Raw genomic sequence first — 18,718 nt, 5'->3', positions numbered from 1 at the left:
GTCTTCGTCGACTCCACCCTCGCTGACATTCAGCATACTGCGTTTTGTATGCAATCGACGTCCATCGTGTCGCGGATCACCCGTGTGGCACCAAATGACCGATTTCGGGTGATCTGAGAGTAATCGCCTAGTTACCCTCGGTCGTCTTCCTGTCGTGGTACGTGATCCGGGTCTGCTCCGCATGGCGGTGCATGACTTCACCCGCTCGCTCTACGTCACCATCGGCGATGGCGGCGACGAGCTCGGCGTGCTCCTTCCAGGAGTCGCCACTGCGCGGACGGGCGATCGGCGTGTAGTACCAGCGGACCCGGCGGTCGACCAGGCCGATCATCTCGGACAGGACCTTGTTGCGGCCGATCGCCGCGATGGCCGCGTGCAGGTCGGCGTTCGCCTTGACCAGGCGTTCGACGTTGGCCGTGACCAGCGCTTCCTCGCCCTTCTTCTGCAGGCTCTTGAGCAGCTTCACGTCGGACGAGGTGGCGTGCTCGGCGGCGAGCTTGGCGGAGTAGGTCTCGAGGACGCTGCGCACGGCGAGCAGCTGGTCGGCCTCATCCTCGGTCGGGGTGTGCACGAAGGCGCCCTGGGCGGGGCGCAGGTCGACCCAGCCGTCGGTCTGGAGGCGCTGCAGGGCCTCGCGCACGGGCTGGCGGCTCACGCCCAGGTACTCGGCGAGCTCGGCCTCGACCAGGTGCTGGCCGGGGGCGAGGGTGCGGTTGATGATGAGCTCGAGCAGGGCGTCGTAGACGGCCTGGCGCAACGGCGCGGGTCGTTCGACCCGGCGGCTCGCTGCGGCGCTGAGTGAGCCCTTGCCGGCTCGGCGGCCACTGGGCAAAGAGGTCATGCCAGACAGAATACAGCTTTTGGTATGCAAAAAGCACTTCTAGAGCTTTGGTCATGTTGTCCGTATACTGTATGCAATCATGCGTACCTGATCAATGGGCGGGGCGTGACATGAAGATCGCTGTTCTCGGAGCCGGGGCGATCGGTGCCTATGTCGGTGCGGCGTTGCATCGTGCGGGCGTGGAGGTCCACCTGATCGCGCGTGGAGCCCATCTCGCCGCGATGCAGGAGCACGGCGTGCGGGTGCTGAGTCCTCGTGGTGATTTCACCGCGCGTCCACATGCGACGTCCTCACCGGAGGAAGTCGGCGAGGTGGACTACGTCTTCCTCGGTCTGAAGGCGTACTCGTACGCGTCGTCAGGCGATCTGCTGGCACCGTTGATGGGTGACTCGACCGCCGTCATCGCGGCGCAGAACGGGATTCCGTGGTGGTACTTCCACGGCATGACCGGCCATCCTCTGGAGGGACAGCGGATCGAGGCCGTCGACCCCGGCGGCTCGGTGTCCGCGGTGCTGCCGATGGAACGGGCGATCGGCTGCGTCGTCTACTGCTCGACCGAGATCGAGTCGCCGGGGGTGATCCGTCACCTGGAGGGCACGCGGTTCTCGATCGGGGAGCCCGACAAGTCGATCTCGTCCCGTTGTGTGGCGTTGAGCGAGGCGATGATCGCGGGCGGCCTGAAGTGCCCGGTGGAGAAGGACGTCCGCGAGGACATCTGGATCAAGCTGATGGGCAACGTGGCGTTCAACCCGTTGAGCGCCCTGACCCGCGCGACGATGGTGGAGATCTGCGACCACTCGGACAGCCGCGACCTCGTGGCGCAGATGATGGCGGAGACCCTGACCATCGCCCGTGCCGCCGGCTGCGACCCGCAGATCTCGATCGACAAGCGCATCGACGGCGCCCGTCGGGTCGGGCACCACAAGACGTCGATGCTGCAGGACCTGGAAGCCGGCAAACGACTGGAGATCGACGCGATCATCGCCGCCGTGGTGGAGATCGCCTCGCTGACCCGCGTGCCCGCGCCGACGTTGCGGCACGTGTACGCGGCCATCGACCTGCTGTCGCGCACGTCGCTGGTGTCCTGAGTTGCTGCTGCGACAGCTGGAATACCTGGTGGCACTCGCCCGTGAACGCCACTTCGCGCGGGCCGCGGAGGCCTGTCACGTGTCCCAGCCGTCGTTGTCGGCGGCGATCAGCAAGCTCGAACGCGAGCTCGGGGTGCCGATCGTGTCCCGCGGCCGCCGGTTCGAGTCGCTGACGCCAGAGGGGGAACGGGTCCTGCTGTGGGCGCATCGCATGCTCGCGGACCGCGATGCACTGCAGCAGGACCTGTCACGCATGCGCGAGTCGCTGTCGGGAATCCTGCGGATCGGCGCGATTCCGACCGCGTTGCCCGCGGCTCCGATGCTGACCACGCCGTTCTGCGAGCGTTACCCACACGTGCGGATCACGCTGGAATCCTTGTCGTCGCGGGAGATCGTGCGCCGGCTCGACGAGTTCGAGCTCGACATCGCGATGACCTATGTGGACAGTTCAGTGCGCGCGATGCCGTTGTACGAGGAACGTTACGTGCTGCTGACGCCCGCCGACGAGGAGATCGCTTCGCGCCCGGTCGCGCGCTGGGCGGACGTGGCGGCGCTGCCGTTGTGCCTGCTCACCTCGAAGATGCGGAACCGCCGGATCCTGGACGGGATCTTCGCCGACGCCGGGGTGCAGCCGGTGCCGGTGATCGAGGCCGACACCGTGGCGACGCTGTACGCGCACGTGGCGACCCGGAAGTGGTCTTCGGTCATCGCGCACGCGTGGTTGCAGATGTTCGGCACGCCCGAGGGCATGCGCGTGGTGCGGATCGAGGATCCCCAGCGGGTGCCGCAGATCGGACTGGTCGTCGGTGAGCAGGTCTCCATGCTCGCGCGGGCGATGCTCGGGCTGACGCGCGGGCTGGACCTGCGCGGCGAGTTGGATCGGTTGCTGCACAAGCATCTCGACCGGCGCGAACTGTGACTTCGAGGTTTGTCGCTGACCTGGTCGCGGGCTGTGGCACGGGGCAACCAGCCACGCAGCAGGCCCGGACGACCACCACGAAGCCCTCTGTGGTTCCGCTGACGCCAGCGGAAAGCACGCCGGCGAACAACAGCGATCCGGGCATCGAGCGCGAGATCGTCGCCCAGCAATGCCGCGGCAACTCCACGCTGCGCGTCGACAGCGGTACGGCACGCGATGTCCGAACTTCCGGCGTCGGTGCTGATGTTGCCGCTGCGCAGGGGCGCGGACAACTGCGTGTTGTCCTTCGGTGCTGACCAGGCTGTCGCGAACCTCCCGATCGCCAAGCCGGAGGGTGTCGAGGACTTCTACACCTACTGCAAGGCGAACCAGGGCCCCGACATGGTTCCGTGGTCCTGCCAGGCGTATCTGACGCGGGGCAAGATGATCGCGCTCGTGGTGGCGTCCGGGCAGAGCCAGGCGGCCGCGGCGGCACAGCTCACGTCCGCGGTGCCGATCTTCGCGGCACCGTTCGTCAAGGCCTGATCACTCCTGGACGATGGACGCGGTCTGCAGCCGGAGCGCGTCCTGTCCCGGCGGTGCGCCGAACATGCGCCGGTACTCGCGGCTGAACTGTGACGGGTTGTCGTAGCCGACCGAGTAGCCGACCGCCGCCACGTCGTGAGGCGCTGAGACGAGGGCTGCGCGGGCTCGTTGCAGCCGGATCTGCTTCTGGTACTGCAACGGGCTCATGGCCGTGACGGTGCGGAAGTGGCGGTTGAGCGTCGACACGCTGGTGCCGATGTCGGCGGCCAGGTCGTCGATGCGGATCACCTGGTCGAAGCGGGTCTTGATCCACGCGATGGCCGCCGCGACCAAGGCCAGGCGGCTGTCGGCCGTGCCCGCCTGCCGCATCAGGGCCGCCTGCGGGCTGTTGAGCAGCCGCCAGTGGATCTCGCGGCGCACAGACGGGCCGAGCACGCGCAGGTCGCGTGGTTCGTCGAGCAGGCGCAGCAGCCGGACGAGGGCGTCGAGCAGCTTGTCGTCGGCCGTGGAGACCGCCATGCCTGGGCCGTCGTGCGGTTTGATCGGCGCGGGACCGGCCTCCACCAGCAGCTGCGCGATGGTCGCGGGTTCCAGCTTGAGGCCGAGCGCGAGGAACGGTTTCGACGGGCTGGCTTCGGTGATGTGCCCGGTCAGCGGCAGGTCGACCGTGACGACCGAGATCTTGCCGGGGCCGTGGTCGAAGACGTGGTCGCCGAGCATCGTGCGCTTGGCGCCCTGGGCCACGAGCGTCAGCACCGGCTCGGTGACCGTGCCCATCGGTTCGGTCACCCGGTCGCCCGCGAACACCAGCACGCCTTCGTTCCACAGTGGACGGCCGTAGGGTCCGGCGTGCCGGATGATCCCGCGGCGGAGCTCCTCCAGGTACGTCATGCGCCCAGTATCACATCTGGGCGAAGTTGAGCGGATCGTGCAATCGTTCGAGCCCATCGGTCTAGGAGATAACGCAGCGGGGGCCTTGAATTGAGGCATGTCGCTTGATTCCTACCTCACCCTCGGCCGCTCAGGCCTGCGCGTCAGCCCGTTCACCCTCGGCACGATGACCTTCGGCGAGGACCACGGCTGGGGCAGCACCCCGGAAGAGTCCGCGAAGATTCTCGCGTCCTATGTGGACAGCGGCGGCAACTCGATCGACACCGCCAACCTCTACACCAACGGCCACTCCGAGAAGATCATCGGCGACTTCCTGGCCGGGTCGAAGCTGCGCGACCGGCTGGTGCTCGCCACGAAGTTCTTCGGCAACCTCCACGCCGGCGACCCGAACGGCGGCGGCCCCGGTCGCAAGGCGATGATCCACCAGCTGGAGGACTCGTTGCGGCGCCTGCGGACCGACTACGTCGACCTCTACTGGCTGCACAACTTCGACCCCGCCACCCCGGTCGAGGAGACGCTCAGGGCGCTCGACGATCTCGTGCGCGCGGGCAAGGTCCGCTACATCGGCTTCTCCGACGTCCCGGCCTGGGCCACCGCGCACGCCGCCACGCTCGCCCAGTGGCACAGCTGGTCGCCGATCATCGCGCTGCAGCTCGAACACTCCCTGCTCGAACGCACCCCGGAAGGCGAGCTCATCCCGATGGCACAGGCCATGGGCATGGGCGTCATGCCGTGGTCGCCGTTGCGCGGCGGCTTCCTGTCCGGCAAGTACACCTCCGGCGCCGCACCCGCGTCAGAGCGCGGCCGCGTACCGAGTCCGCAGGAGTTCGTGGTGATCGACGCCGTCAACGAGGTCGCGAACGAACTGGGAGTGCCCGCGTCCCAGGTCGCGTTGTCGTGGCTGCGCGGACGGCCCGGCGTCAGCTCGATCGTCATCGGCGCGCGCCGCTACGACCAGTTCGAGATGAACCTCGGCGCGCTCGACGTCACCCTCACCGACGCGCAACGGGCGAAGCTCGACGAGGTGTCCGCGCCGCACCTGAACTTCCCGGCCGAGAACAACCGCGAACTCGCCCCGCACCTGCAGTTCGCGGGCGCCACCGTGGACGGACGTCCGTCGACGATGCTGCCGATGTTCGCCTCGGGCACGAGGTACTGAGCAACCTGTGACCTGATTGGACCGCAGCGCGGAACCTCTGGCCGATTCATACTGTCCCGGCTCGCCACGCAAGAGCGGCCGAGAGGTGGTCCCAGGTGACAGCGAACTCGTACGTTCGGCGCAACGTGGTGGTTCCAGTGGTTCGAGCGCGGTGGGCGCTGTGGGTGTTCGTCGCGGTCAACGTGGCGATCGTCGAGTACCTGTTCCTGACCGCGGGCACCGGCAAGAACGAGGTTCTCACCGTCGCGAAGTTCTTCGGGCTGCACGCCGCGCTGCTCCTGTTGTTCCAGCTGCTCCTGGTGGCCCGGCTGCCGTGGTTGGAGCGTCGCATCGGCATGGACCGCCTCACGGTGTGGCACCGGTGGGTCGGCTTCTCCCTGCTGTGGACCGTCCTCGTGCACGCCACGGTGGTCGTGCTCGGGTACGCGACTCTGGACGACACAACGATGGGGAAGACGTTCCTCGCCCTGGCCGGCGTGCCCGCCTCGTTGCTCGGCATGCTCGCTGCCACGACCATCGTCGTGATCGGGGTCGTCTCCACCCGGTACGTCCGGCGGCGCCTGCGCTACGAGACGTGGCACGGCTTGCACCTGCTGCTGTACTTGGCGCTCGGGCTGGCTTTTACGCACCAGCTGCTGGAAACCACGACGTTCGCGTCCTCGGTGTTCGCGATGGCCTACTGGTGGGCGTTGTGGTTGTTCTCGTTCAGTTCGCTGGTCGTCGGGCGGATAGTGGTGCCGTTGCGGCTGAACGCGCGCCATCAGTTCCGGGTCGCGGCGGTCGTGCCAGAGGCGCCCAATGTGGTGTCGGTGTACGTCACCGGCCGCGATCTCCACCGCCTGCCCGCCAAGGCCGGTCAGTTCTTCATCTGGCGGTTCCCCGGACACAACCACTGGTGGCTCGCGAACCCGTTCTCGCTGTCCGCCGAGCCGGACGGCCGCACGTTGCGGCTGACCGCCAAAGCCGTCGGCACCACCAGTGCCGGTCTGCGCAACCTCCGGCCCGGGACGCGTGTGTTCGCCGAGGGGCCGTACGGCGCGTTCACCTCACTGCACCGCACGCGGCCGGGCGTGCTGCTGATCGCGGGCGGCGTCGGTGTCACCCCTGTCCGCGCATTGCTGCAGGAGCACGTTCCCGGCGACTTCGTCGTGCTCTACCGCGTGCGCGACGAGCGCGAGGCCGTGCTGCTGGGCGAGTTGCGGCAGCTCGTCGTGGCTCGCCGCGGTCGCCTGCACCTGCTCACCGGCCGGAGCAGCCAGGGAGCCCGGCCGTTCGAACCGCACGTGCTGCGGCAACTGGTGCCGGACATCGTCGACCGCGACGTGTACGTGTGCGGCCCGCCCGCGATGACCGCGGCTGTGCTGAGCGGATTGCGAAGCCTGAACGTGCCGCGCCGTCAGGTGCACGCCGAGCGGTTCGGCTTGGCCTGAAGACGCGGGTAACCGCACTCCCTCTCGTCAAGAAACCGCAACAGGGGCTAGCGCATACCGAAGATTGCATACAGTATGGACGGCAGGAGGTGTCGTGATGAGCAGGCGGAAGAAGACCGAGCCCTACGTGCGGCTCACCCAGCCGCTGGTGCGCGACGCAGGCATCCTGCGCCCTGCCACCTGGGACGAAGCGCTCGACCGCGCGGCTGAGGGGTTCCGGCGCAACGTCGCCAAGAACGGGCCGGACGCGTTCGGGATGTTCTCCTGTGCCAGGGCCACCAACGAGATGAACTACATGGCGCAGAAGTTCACGAGGGCCGTGATCGGTACGAACAACGTCGACTCGTGCAACCGCACGTGTCACGCGCCCAGTGTTGCGGGGCTGGCCAAGGTCTTCGGCAGCGGTGGCGGCACGAGCTCGTACCAGGAGATCGAGGACGCCGACCTCATCGTGCTGTGGGGGTCCAACGCGCGTGAGGCGCACCCGATCTTCTTCCAGCACGTGCTGAAGGCTGTGAACAAGGGCGCGAAGCTGTACGTCGTCGACCCGCGGCTGACGAGCACGGGCAGGTGGGCGCACAAGTGGCTGCGGCTCAAGGTCGGCACGGACATCCCGCTGGCCCACGCCATCGCGCGCGAGATCATCGCGTCGAACCTCACGAACATGAGCTTCATCGAGCGGGCGACCGAGGGGTTCGCGGAGTTCGTCAAGGCCGTCGAGCCGTGGACGCTGCCGGTCGCTGAGCTGGAGACCGGGGTGCCCGCCGAGCTCATCCGCGAGCTCGCGCACGCCTACGCCAAGGCCGACCGGGGGCAGCTCAGCTGGACGCTCGGCATCACCGAGCACCACAACGGCACCGACAACGTGCTCAGCCTGATCAACCTGTCGCTGCTCACCGGGCAGGTCGGGCGGTACGGGGCGGGGCTGAACCCGCTCAGGGGGCAGAACAACGTCCAGGGCGGCGGCGACATGGGCGCCATCCCCGACCGCATGCCGGGGTTCCAGGACATCACGGACCCCGCGGTGGCGGCCAAGTTCAACGAGGCGTGGGGCTCGAACATCCAGCCGAAGAAGGGCTGGAACCTCACCCAGATGCTCGAGGCGATGGAACGCGGTGACATGACCACCGTCTACATCATCGGCGAGAACCCCGTGCAGTCCGAGGCGGACTGCGAGCACACGATCAAGCGACTGTCCAACTTGGACCACATCGTCGTGCAGGACATCTTCCTCACCAAGACCGCACAGATGGCCCACGTCGTGCTGCCCGCGGCGGCCGCGTGGTGCGAGACCGACGGCACGTTCACGAACAGCGAGCGCAGGGTCCAGCGCGTCAGGAAGGCGTTGAACCCACCGGAGGGCGCGCGCGACGACATCGAGATCATGAGCCAGATCGCCGAGCGGCTCGGCGCGCCGTGGCGGCACATGACCGGTGAGGACGTGTGGGACGAGCTGCGCAGCCTGTCGCCGTTGCACACCGGCATGTCCTACGAGCGGCTGGAGAAGCTCGGCGGGATCCAGTGGCCGTGCCCGAGCGAGGACTCCCTCGAACCCAGCTTCCTGCACGGCCGGCTGTGGGAGGAGGACCCGGCCAAGCGCGGCATGCCCGCCACGTTCTCGCCGGTCCTGCACAGCCCGCCGGTCGACGAGCTGACCGACGAGTTCCCGTTCCGGCTCACCACCGGCCGACGGCTCGACTCCTACAACACCGGCGTGCAGTCGGCCGGGTTCGAGTCGCCGCTGCGCAAGGGCGAGACGCTCGACCTCTCCCCGCAGGACGCGGAGGAGCTCGGCGTTCGAGACGGCGAGGAAGTCCAGATCACGTCCAGGCGCGGGCAGATCCAGGCGCCGGTGCGGATCGACGACGGACTCACGCCCGGCCTGGTGTTCATGACGTTCCACTTCCCGGACGAGATCGACGTCAACATCATCACCATCGAGGCGACCTGTCCGATCGCGGGCACGGCCGAGTACAAGGCCGCGGCGATCCGCATCGACAAGCTTCCGGTCCCTGTAGTTTCCGGGACGGTGGCGTGAGTGGACCTCAAACTGCTCGACGTCGAGCCCACCGAAGCCGAACGCGTCGTCGTCGACCTGTTCACCGGCATGGGGCGGGACCAGCTGCTGCCCGCCCTGCACGCGGTGAACGACCGGGTCGGCTGGATCAGCCAGGGCGCGCTGAACCACATCTGCCGCGTCCTGCACATCCCGCCGGCCGAGGCGTACGGGGTGGCGAGCTTCTACTCGTTGTTCTCGCTCTCCGAACGCCCTGCGAAGATCACCCACGTCTGCGTCGACCTCGCGTGCCAGGTCAACGGCGCGAAAGCGTTGTGCGACAGGCTGACCGACGAGCTCGGTCCGGCGGGGGTGAAGAGCGGCTGGCTGCGCAGCCCGTGTCTCGGGGTGTGCGAGAAGGCTCCGGCGGCGCTCGCGTTCGAGGCGGGGGAGGTGGCGAAGGAGCAGCTCCTGGCGCCCACCCACGCCGGTGAGGTGATCGCGGTGGCGGCCGCTGGTCCCTCCCACGTGGACGGTGAGCGCGCGGAGGTGCCGCAGGCCGGTGCCCCCGGCCTGCGGCTGCTCAAACGAGTCGGCGTCGTCGACCCCGAGTCGCTCGACGACTACCGGGCGACGGGCGGCTATCACGCTCTCCGGACGGCACTGCTGCTCGGGCCGTCCGGGGTGATCCGCGAGGTCAGCGACGCCAAGCTGATGGGACGTGGTGGCGCGGCGTTCCCGACCGGGCGCAAGTGGGATGCCACGGCACGTCAGCCGGTGCGGCCGCATTACCTGGTGTGCAACGCGGACGAGAGTGAACCCGGCACGTTCAAGGACCGGCTGCTCATGGAGGGCGACCCGTTCGCGGTGATCGAGTCCATGACGATCGCCGGGTTCGCCGCCGGGTGTTCGCGCGGCTACCTCTACCTGCGTGGTGAGTACCCGCGCGCGTTGCACCTGCTGCGCAACGCGATCGCGAAGGCGCGCGAGCGGAACTTCCTCGGCGACAACATCATGGGCCACGAGGGTTTCTCGTTCGACATCGAGATCCGCCGCGGCGCCGGGGCGTACATCTGCGGTGAGGAAACCGCGATCTTCAACTCGATCGAGGGCTTCCGCGGGGAACCGCGCTCGAAGCCGCCGTTCCCGGTGGAGTCGGGGCTGTTCGGCAAGCCGACCGTGGTCAACAACGTGGAGACGCTGGTCAACGTGCCGGTGATCCTCACGGAGGGGTGCGAGGCGTACACGCGCCTCGGCACCGCCGGGTCGACGGGACCGAAGCTCTTCTGCCTGTCGGGCAACGTGAGTCGTCCGGGCGTGTACGAGGTGCCGTTCGGCACCACGCTCGGGGAACTCCTCGATCTGGCGGGTGGCGTGCCGCCAGGCCGGGAGCTGCGAGCGGTACTGCTCGGCGGGGCGGCAGGCGGGTTCGTTCGCCCGGACGAGCTCGACCTGCCGCTCACCCTGGAGGACGCGCGCGCCGCCGGCACCACGCTCGGCTCCGGTGTCGTGCTGGTGCTCGACGACACGGCCGACCTGGGCAGCTTCCTTGTGCGCATCGCCTCGTTCTTCCGCGACGAGTCGTGCGGGCAGTGCGTACCCTGCCGGATCGGCACTGTGCGGCAGGAGGAAGCGCTGCACCGGTTGGTCGGCAAGCGTCCGTTGAGCACGAGCGCGGCGGATCTCCAGTTGCTGCGGGACGTCGGGCAGGTCATGCGCGACTCGTCGATCTGCGGCTTGGGCCAGACGGCTTGGAACGCCATCGAATCAGCTCTTGACCGGCTGGGTTACGCGGAGGAGGCGACATCATGACTATCGTCGAGATCGGGCTTCCGAAGCGGCTGGTCGAGTTCACCTTGGACGGCGAAAGCGTGCGGGTGCCGGAGGGCGCGACGATCCTGGATGCGTGTACGGCGTCGGGGAAGTCGATCCCGACGCTGTGCTACGGCGACACGTTGAAGCCCGCCAACGCCTGCCGCGTCTGCATGGTCGAGGTCGAGGGATCGCGCACGCTGGTGCCGTCGTGCTCGCGCAAGGTCGAGCCCGGCATGGTCGTGAAAACCGACTCCGAACGCACGCAACACAGCCGCAAGCTGGTGCTGGAACTTCTCGGGTCCGCCACGGACCTCTCCACCACGCCGCACGTGGACGAGTGGATGTCCGCGTGCGGCGCCGACCCCGCTCGTTTCGGCCCCGACGCCGAGACGAAGCTTCAGCCGACCATTGTGGACAATCCGCTGTACGTCCGCGACTACGGCAAGTGCATCATGTGCTACAAGTGCGTCGACGCGTGCGGCGACCAGTGGCAGAACAGCTTCGCCATCTCCGTCGCGGGCCGCGGGTTCGACTCGCGGATCTCCACGGAGTTCTCGACCCCGTTGCCCGACAGCGCGTGCGTGTACTGCGGCAACTGCATCGAGGTCTGCCCGACGGGTGCGTTGAGCTTCAAGCGCGAGCACGACAAGCGCGAGGACGGCACCTGGGACGAGTCCGCGCAGACCCAGACGACGACCATCTGCACGTTCTGCGGTGTCGGGTGCAACCTCACCCTGCACGTGCAGGACAACGAGATCGTCAAGGTCACCTCACCGCACGAAAGCACTGTCACGCACGGAAACCTGTGCATCAAGGGCCGATTCGGCTGGCAGCACGTGCAAAACCGCTGATCACAGCATCTTGGAGGGCGCTGAAGATGTCGTTGATCCTCAAGCCCGGCACCTCGTGGGACGAGGTCTATTCGCAGTGCGTTCGGATCGCACCCGAAGCGTTCCACGACGATCGGCTGCTCAACCACTTCGGCGGCGGGTGGAGTCGTTCCGGCGAACCGATGCCCGCCACCACCCCGGTCGACGGCTCCACCATCGCGGGCCCGCCCTTCCTCGACTTCGACGTCGCGGGACGGGCGGTGGTCGCGGCCGTCGACCAGCACATCGAGTGGCGCAACGTGCCTCTCCCGGAACGCAAAGCCCGTGTGTCGTCCGCTTTGGACGCGTTGACTGAGCACCGCGACCTGTTGTCGTTGCTGCTGGTGTGGGAGATCGGCAAGCCGTGGCGGCTCGCTACGGCCGACGTCGACCGGTGCATCGAGGGCGTGCGCTGGTACGTCGAGGAGATCGACTCGATGCTGGCCGGGCGCACGCCGTTGTCCGGCCCGGTCAGCAACATCGCCTCCTGGAACTACCCGATGAGCGTGCTGATGCACGCGATGCTCGTGCAGGCGTTGGCGGGCAACGCGGTCATCGCCAAGGCGCCGACCGACGGCGGCGTGAGCTGCCTGACGCTGGCCACCGCTCTGGCGGTGCGGTCCGGGCTGCCGTTGACGTTGGTCAGCGGCAGCGGTGCCGAGCTGGCACCAGTGCTGGTCGGGTCGTCGTTCCTGGGCTGTGTGTCCTTTGTGGGCGGTCGTGACGTCGGCAGCGCCATCGCGACGCGGCTGGTCGACTCGCAGCGCAGGCACGTGCTGGAGCAGGAGGGCCTGAACTGCTGGGGTGTCTGGGAAACCGACTCCTGGGACATGCTCGGCGCGCAGATCCGCAAGGCGTTCGACTACGGCAAGCAGCGTTGCACCGCCTATCCGCGCTACGTGGTGCAGCGGTCGTTGTTCGACAAGTTCCTCTCGGTGTACCTGCCCGCGGTCCAGGAGGTCACCTTCGGGCATCCGCTCGCCGTCACTTCGCCCGGCGACGAGCTGCCCGTGCTGGACTTCGGGCCGTTGATCAACGACGCGAAGGCCAAGGAGCTCGGCGACGTCGTGGAGGAGGCGATCCGGGCCGGCGGTGTGCCCTTGTACCGGGGATCGTTGGACTCCGGCCGTTTCCTGCCCGGTCAGCAGACGGCGGCGTACCTGGCGCCGGTCGCGATCCTGGATCCGCCGCGGTCTTCGGTGCTGCACCACGCGGAGCCGTTCGGGCCGGTCGACACGATCGTCCTGGTCGACACCGAGGCCGAACTGCTGGCCGCGATGAACGCCTCGAACGGCGCGCTGGTGGCGTCGTTGGCGTGCGACGACGAGGCGACGGCCCGCAGGCTCGCCGAGGACGTGCAGGCGTTCAAGGTCGGCATCAACAAGCCGCGCTCGCGGGGTGACCGGGACGAGGTGTTCGGTGGCCGTGGCGCCTCGTGGCGCGGTGCGTTCGTTGGTGGCTCGTTGCTCGTGCACGCCGTGACAGAGGGCCCGCCGGACGAACGGCCCTACGGCAACTTCCCGTCCTACTCGCTCTACCCGCCCACGTGACCTACCGGGCGGACCTGCTCCGCATCGTGCAGAACGTGGTGGCACCGTCCGCCGCCGATGTCGATCAACAGGCCAGGTTCCCGCGCGCTGCCCTGAACGCTCTTGGGGCGCGCGGCCTGCTTGGCATGACTATCTCCCGCACCGTCGGCGGTGGAGGGCAGGATCTTCGTTCGGCCGGACGCGTCGTCGAGGAGATCGCTCGGGTTTGTGGCGCAACGGCTTCCGTGTTGCGCTCGCACTATTCGGCTTGTGCGGTGCTGAACCGCTCCGGGCCGCTCTGGTTGCGTGCTGAGATCGCGGCGGGCCGTCACTTGTCGACGTTGGCGGCGTTCGGTGCCTCCGGTTCGGTGTCGACGCACGGCGATGTCGTGCAGGTGCGGGCGCGCAAGAGCTGGGTGATCGCGGCCGGGGAGGCCGACAGCTACGTCTGGTCCTGCGGCTCTGCGTTGCTGCTGGTGCCCGCCGAGGCGCCGGGGTTGCTCGTGCCCGCCGACCACGCCGGGATGGGCTTGCGGGGGACTGTCGCCACGTGTGTGGAAGCGGATCCCGTGCGAGTGCCGGCGTCGAACCTGCTGTGGGCGGAAGAGCTGGCGTTTCCGTGGTTCCTGGTGCTCGGGGCCGCCGTGTCGTTGGGGCTCATGGAGGGTGCGCTGGCCGCTGCTCTGGGGCATTTGGGCGGCGGGGATCCGCGGACACGGGCCGATCTGGCTCGGATGCGGTTGCGGACGGACTCGGTGCGGGTGCTCTACAACGACACCTTGTCGGCGGTGACCTGGCATCCGGAGAGGTCTGTCGACCGGGTTCGGCTGCTCGCGGTGACCGCTACCGAGGCTGCGGTCGCTGTCACGGACATGGCGATGAAGGTGTGCGGGGACGCGGCGTTCCGCCGGGATCTGGGCATCGAGCGCCGGTTCCGGGACGCACGGGCGGCTGCCGCGATCGAACCGACTGTGGATGTTCTTTTGGATTCGGTGGAGATCTAGTTTTCGGTTCGTTAGGGTCGCGAACATGTCGCTGCCGACGTCATCCAAGAGTCCCGTGCTCGGGCTGGTCGCGCTGGTTCTCGGGCTGGTGGCGGTCGTGGCGCCGTTCCTCCCGATGAACATGAGCGGGTTCCGGGTCTACGTCGGCCTGGGCGGCGGGCTGATCGTGGTCGTCGTGGCGGTGCTCGGCCTGACCGGGAACCGGCGCGGCAAGCCGATGGCCGCGATCGGGCTGCTGCTGGGACTGCTGGCGGTGCTGGTCAGCGCGTTGATGTTCGTCGGCGGCCGGATTCTCTGAGGCCAGGGGCAGGAAGTAGACGAGTGCGTCGTCCACGCCGTCGAGTCCGATGACGTCGTGGGCGATGTCGTCGTAGAAACCGCCTACCAGCCCGGTTTTGATGCCCAGGTTCGCCGCTGTGACGGTGAGGTTCTGGGCGAGATGTCCGGCTTCGGTGAACGCGAACCTGAGTGCTCGCAGGCCGTAGGTTTGCCTCAGCTCGCCGATCTTCACGTACAGCGCGAGGATGGCCGGGGTGTGTTTCAGTTCGGTGGTACCTGGGCCGAACCACATCGAGGTGGCTTCCAGGTCTTCGATCTTCGGTGCTTCACCTGTGCGGCTGAGCGTTTGGTCGGTTTCGTTGACCTCGTAGCGGCCTGGGGGCAGGTTTTCGACGTTCAGCGCGATGAGCCTGAGGCGGGCGCAGTACTGGGCGCCGGCGCTCGGGTAGGGCCATCTGCCGTCTCTCGGTGACATGGCGTTCCACAGCAGGTTGCCGAGCTGGGTGCTGGTGAGGTCGCCGTCGAGATCACGGCTCGTCTTGCGGCCTGTGAAGGTGTTCAGGTCCACTGTGGACGGCAGTGTGGTGGTTGGCGCCCACACTTGTCGCTGGGGCTTTGTCTTGCGGGGGAGCTGGTCTGTGAAGCCCGGGAGGAACTTGGCGGCTTCCAGGTACCGTCGATCTGGGGCTTCTGCGCCGTCCTCGTGGAAGTCCTGGAGACCTGTGGGGGAGAGTGCTGCCGCTGCGGTGGTCCAGCAGATCATGCGTTCCTCGTTCGGGCTGATGCCGAGGCGGTTGAGGAGCATGTGCAGCTGGGAGGCCCAGACGTAGGGCAGGTACTCGCCGGTGCGGTTGAGGGCTTCTCTGATCGACGTGGTCCAGTGAGCCAGCGCGCCTTGTGGTTCGCGGTGCCATCGGGCGGCCAGGTCCGCGCCGCGCTGGGCGAGGAGCTGGTGGGCGGCGTGGTGGGAGCCGATCGTCGGGGCCGGGGCGCGCTCCTGGACGTTGCGCCAACCCGCGCCGAGGGTGCGGAGCCAGCTCGCGGCCCGGGGCAGGTTCAGGTCGAGTGCCTTGGTCGTGGCGATCGCGAGGTCGATCGCCGCGGTGAGCCTGGCGCTGTCCGTGCGGGCCGCTTTGAGGACGGCGATGGCGACTTCTGTGCTGCGGCAGAACACTTCCTCTGCGATCGGGAGTGCTTTCGGGCCGCCGTAGCGTGCGGTCTCCGGGACGTACTCGACCTCGCGGACGTCGCCGTGGGGGAGCCAGCCTTCTTCGTCCGGCTCGGCGGCGAAGTCCTGTTGCGCGATGAGGTGGTGGAGTTGGGCTTGGAGCTCGGTGGTGTTGTGGGCGTTCTTGATGCGGATGCGCAGGTGTGGGCCGGTTTCCCAGTAGCGCAGGAAGTACCACTCGTGGGGCGCCATGACGTCGGCGAGCGCGTCGGCGATGAAGGTGTCGACGTCCGCTCGTTTCCAGGAGACCCTGCAGTGCAGGCCGGTCCAGGTCACAGCTGCTCCTAGGGGAACGGGTGGGGGTGCGGGTTGCGCACTTCGCGGAGCCTCGGGACTCGCGTGCGGCGGAGTCGGTGGCCGAACGTCATCGGCAGCGTGCCCGGGACGATGACCTTGGCCGAGTACAGCCCGAGCTTGTCTGCCGTGTGCGGATCCGACTGGTCCACCGCGATCACTTCGAGCCGTTGGGCGTAGCTGTCGAGCAGCTGCCTGAGATCGGTGTGGTTTCTGTTGTCCCGCAATCGTTTTGGTGGTTGGTCGCTGACGAGGAAGTCGTATCTGGTTCTGGCCTCGGGCAGGGTGTTGACCGCGACGTGGTCGTCCATCGACGTGACCTGGTACGGGTCGTTGAGGAGTGTCCGGAGGTCTTTCTCGGGCGCTCTGTACGCCTCGACGTCCACGACCACTTCTGCTGCTGCCGAATGCATTGCCCTTAGCGGGTCCGGGCTGGCGCCGGCGGCGAAGAACGCTCTGGGCAGGTCTTCGTCGGTTCTCGCGAGGGTGAGGACGGTCGGGATTCCGAGGTCGTTGGTGGCGTCCAGGAAGATCAGCTCGTAGCCGAGCTCTTCGAGCCTGTCGGCGTGGTGGGCGAGCAGCTGGTCTTGTGGCAGCTCGATTCTGGTGAGCGGGGTCTTGGCGTACCAGGCCATCAGGAAGGCGTCGCGTTCGGCGACCTCGAACAGGCCGTGCAGCACCGCTTCGGTGAGGCTGTTGCCGAGGCCGCAGCCGTTGGACGTCTCGTAGACGAACCGCTGCTCCGGTGGCGTTTCCGCGCCCCAGTAGGCGACCTGCTCGGGTACCCAGATCGGCTTGTTCCGGCTGTACGACCAGCCTTCGACCCAGCGGATCCTGAGGTCCTTCGTGTAGCGCTGGTCTTCGTCGTTGAGGGCGAGGCTTGCCGGGTCGAGCGCCTCGTCTCCGAGCTCCGCGAACGATGCTTCTGTCGTGGGCTGGTGCTTGCGCGGGCGCATGCCGTTGTAGCGCTCGATGGCTTCGAACAACGCGACTCGTTCCGCTTGCTCGAAGGTCGCTGTTCTGCCGTGGCCTGCCGCGTGGTCCTTGAGTTCCGCCGTGACCGTGGCGAGTGGGAGGTCGCCGCTGCGGTAGAGGCTCGTGACCGGGCCGTGCCGGAAGTCGACGGTTGCCGCCTTGAGGTTGTCCACAGTGGTCAGTTCGTTCTCGGTCCTGAGTTCGTTCTGCTTGACCGGAACGCTGGTTTCCGTCGGCGCTGTGTAGGTCTGGCTGCACGGCCTCGGTTCGTGGGTGGACACCACTCCCAGGTCGGTGCGGATCGCGATCACGGTGTCTTCGTGGTTTCGGAGTGCCTCGACGAGAGGTTGGAATGCCGGCGCTCCCAGGCCCTTGAGCTTCAGCTCTGGGATTGCCGGGAGTCGTGCTTGTTCCGCGCACTTCGGGCAGCCGCCGATCAGCACGAGCGCGCCGTCCGCCCGGACCCGCGGAGGATCGGCTCTTGTGTAGGTGATCATGCGGCACTGTCCAGGTCGGCCAGCGTCCGCTGGAGCGCCTCTTCTTGGTCCCTCTGGTGCGGACCGGCGTTGTTGAGGTGGGCGGTGCCGTCTCTGCCGGCCTGGGCGTAACCCGTGGCAGCGAGGGCGGCCAGCGCCACGGTTTGCGCGGGCGTGGCCTCGACCGCCCAGGCGAGGAGGTGGTGGCTGTCTCGGATCTCGGCCTTGTAGGCACCTCGGGCCAGCCGCTCGACGTAGACGACCGCCGGGACCTTGAACCTCTCGGTCAACGCCTTCCACCACCGGCGCGCGGCGGGATCGTCGGCCCATTCCTCGTCGTCGACCGGCTCACCGGTGTGGAGAAGGGCCGCCCTCCGCAGCATGGTGCCGGTGGCGTGGAGGAGGTCGATGCCGTCGGACTTGAGGGCGTTGAGAGCGGCGTCGAGGCGGGCGGCGTCGGCGGTGGTGCCGATGCCGAGCGAGTCGCCGGATCGGGCGAGCTTGGCCGGGACCTGGGGGAGGGTGCCGAACTCGGGCGGGTCGACCAGGCCTAGTTCGGGGTCGGTGAGGGCGTCGAGGGCTTGCCACGGGTCTGTGAGGGCGGAGGGGGTGAGGTGGGAGGCGGTGATGAGTGGGTGGTAGGTGGCGCGGAGGGGATTGGTTCGTGCGATCAGGGCCATCGGGTAGGGGTGCGTCTTGGCGAACTCTGAGGCCGGGTCGGGGAATCCTGCTACCGCGCAGACGAGGCGATGGACGGCGGCGGATCCGATGAGCGTGGCCAAGATCGGGGTCGGTTCTCCGGTGAGACCCAGCCTTGCGACGGTTCGCATAGTGGCTTCAGTGTTGAACGAATTGAAAGTTTCCTCGATCGGCAGGACATAGCCGACATCCGCCCCGCAACCCGCCAGGACCACGAGGTCTCCAGCTGCAACCAAGAGCTCGGCGTCGTCGGCCTGAGTTCCAGATTCGCGTACAACCGCCAGCCCCACTGCCGCGACAGCCCGTGCCGCCGCTTCGGCCAGCGGTCCGGTTCCCGAGATCGTCACCACCGCAGCGCGCAGCCGGCGCCACGCGTCGATCGGATCGGCCGCCGCCGACTCCAGCCAGGCAGCGACGTCCGGCGTAGGGCCGTCGGCGTCCCACTCCGCGGACATCGACACGAGCATGTCGTGTTCCCGCAACTGGTCCAGGATCAGCGAGACCGCAGCCCGGACCGCCGGCGGAGTTCCTTCAGGCACTTCCAAGTCGGTGATGCCGGAGGTCAGTTGCGGGGCCAGGCGTTGCCACACCTTCCAGAGGCCCGCGCCGCCTGTGATCGTGCACGACGAGGACCAGCCTCGCAGGTGCAGGCCGTTGGCGGTCGGAGTGGCTTGGACGATGGGGCGGAGGCGGATGAGCAC

The 18,718-nt window shown here is 67.9% G+C and carries 15 protein-coding genes; 10 read left to right on the top strand and 5 right to left on the bottom strand.

Going from position 1 to position 18,718, the window contains the following annotated elements; all coding sequences use genetic code 11:
• Positions 1-127: 127 nt before the first annotated feature.
• Positions 128-841 (bottom strand): GntR family transcriptional regulator, encoded by a 714-nt coding sequence (locus AB0M24_RS17140; protein WP_363767753.1) that lies wholly within the window; start codon positions 839-841, stop codon positions 128-130.
• Between the two features lie 110 nt (positions 842-951).
• On the opposite strand from AB0M24_RS17140, the gene AB0M24_RS17135 reads away from it, so the two are divergent.
• The 3 genes from AB0M24_RS17135 (at position 952) to AB0M24_RS17125 (ending at position 3,373) form a co-directional block, all read left to right on the top strand.
• A complete protein-coding gene (locus AB0M24_RS17135; RefSeq protein WP_363767750.1) occupies positions 952-1,929 on the top strand; it encodes a 2-dehydropantoate 2-reductase in 978 nt (325 codons plus the stop codon).
• Position 1,930: 1 nt separating this feature from the next.
• The gene (locus tag AB0M24_RS17130) at positions 1,931-2,848 is read left to right on the top strand and encodes a LysR family transcriptional regulator (protein WP_363767747.1); all 918 of its coding nucleotides are present in this window, start codon (positions 1,931-1,933) and stop codon (positions 2,846-2,848) included.
• A 216-nt stretch (positions 2,849-3,064) separates the two neighbouring features.
• Positions 3,065-3,373, top strand: coding sequence for a hypothetical protein (locus AB0M24_RS17125; protein ID WP_363767744.1), 309 nt, complete (start codon positions 3,065-3,067; stop codon positions 3,371-3,373).
• On the opposite strand, the gene AB0M24_RS17120 is transcribed toward AB0M24_RS17125, so the two are convergent.
• Positions 3,374-4,264 (bottom strand): AraC family transcriptional regulator, encoded by an 891-nt coding sequence (locus AB0M24_RS17120; RefSeq protein ID WP_363767741.1) that lies wholly within the window; start codon positions 4,262-4,264, stop codon positions 3,374-3,376. It lies immediately after the preceding gene.
• A gap of 97 nt (positions 4,265-4,361) precedes the next feature.
• Between AB0M24_RS17120 and AB0M24_RS17115 the strand changes: the two genes are divergently transcribed.
• The 7 genes from AB0M24_RS17115 to AB0M24_RS17085 all read left to right on the top strand — a co-directional run bounded on the left by AB0M24_RS17115 (position 4,362) and on the right by AB0M24_RS17085 (position 14,066).
• Entirely contained in the window at positions 4,362-5,423 is a 1,062-nt protein-coding gene (locus AB0M24_RS17115) for an aldo/keto reductase (RefSeq protein ID WP_363767738.1), read from the top strand.
• Between the two features lie 137 nt (positions 5,424-5,560).
• Complete coding sequence (locus AB0M24_RS17110; protein WP_363767735.1) at positions 5,561-6,853, top strand: ferredoxin reductase family protein; 1,293 nt, start codon at positions 5,561-5,563, stop codon at positions 6,851-6,853.
• A 97-nt stretch (positions 6,854-6,950) separates the two neighbouring features.
• Positions 6,951-8,891, top strand: coding sequence for a molybdopterin-dependent oxidoreductase (locus AB0M24_RS17105; protein ID WP_363767732.1), 1,941 nt, complete (start codon positions 6,951-6,953; stop codon positions 8,889-8,891).
• Positions 8,892-10,661 (top strand): NAD(P)H-dependent oxidoreductase subunit E, encoded by a 1,770-nt coding sequence (locus tag AB0M24_RS17100; RefSeq protein ID WP_363767729.1) that lies wholly within the window; start codon positions 8,892-8,894, stop codon positions 10,659-10,661.
• Positions 10,658-11,515, top strand: coding sequence for a 2Fe-2S iron-sulfur cluster-binding protein (locus AB0M24_RS17095; RefSeq protein ID WP_363767726.1), 858 nt, complete (start codon positions 10,658-10,660; stop codon positions 11,513-11,515). The genes AB0M24_RS17100 and AB0M24_RS17095 overlap by 4 nt, the downstream gene beginning before the upstream one ends.
• Before the next feature lie 26 nt (positions 11,516-11,541).
• Positions 11,542-13,083 carry an aldehyde dehydrogenase family protein gene (locus AB0M24_RS17090; RefSeq protein ID WP_363767723.1) on the top strand — a complete coding sequence of 514 codons (1,542 nt, stop codon included), beginning with the start codon at positions 11,542-11,544 and terminating at the stop codon, positions 13,081-13,083.
• Positions 13,080-14,066: an acyl-CoA dehydrogenase family protein gene (locus tag AB0M24_RS17085; protein WP_363767720.1), complete on the top strand. Its 987-nt coding sequence runs from the start codon at positions 13,080-13,082 to the stop codon at positions 14,064-14,066. The genes AB0M24_RS17090 and AB0M24_RS17085 overlap by 4 nt, the downstream gene beginning before the upstream one ends.
• Positions 14,067-14,106: 40 nt before the next feature.
• On the opposite strand, the gene AB0M24_RS17080 is transcribed toward AB0M24_RS17085, so the two are convergent.
• Genes AB0M24_RS17080 through AB0M24_RS17070 form a run of 3 tightly spaced genes read right to left on the bottom strand, consistent with a single transcriptional unit; the run spans position 14,107 to position 18,718 of the window.
• A complete protein-coding gene (locus AB0M24_RS17080) occupies positions 14,107-15,849 on the bottom strand; it encodes a thiopeptide-type bacteriocin biosynthesis protein (protein WP_363767717.1) in 1,743 nt (580 codons plus the stop codon).
• 8 nt (positions 15,850-15,857) lie between these two features.
• Positions 15,858-17,339, bottom strand: a complete 1,482-nt coding sequence (locus AB0M24_RS17075) for a YcaO-like family protein (RefSeq protein WP_363767714.1) — start codon at positions 17,337-17,339, stop codon at positions 15,858-15,860.
• On the bottom strand, positions 17,336-18,718 hold the full coding sequence (locus tag AB0M24_RS17070; RefSeq protein WP_363767711.1) for a hypothetical protein: 1,383 nt from the start codon (positions 18,716-18,718) through the stop codon (positions 17,336-17,338). The genes AB0M24_RS17075 and AB0M24_RS17070 overlap by 4 nt, the downstream gene beginning before the upstream one ends.

The organism is Lentzea sp. NPDC051838 (genome assembly GCF_040681245.1).
Taxonomy (GTDB): domain Bacteria; phylum Actinomycetota; class Actinomycetes; order Mycobacteriales; family Pseudonocardiaceae; genus Lentzea.
Note: the sequence above shows the minus strand (reverse complement) of the source record. Positions and strands in the feature narration are given on the sequence as shown.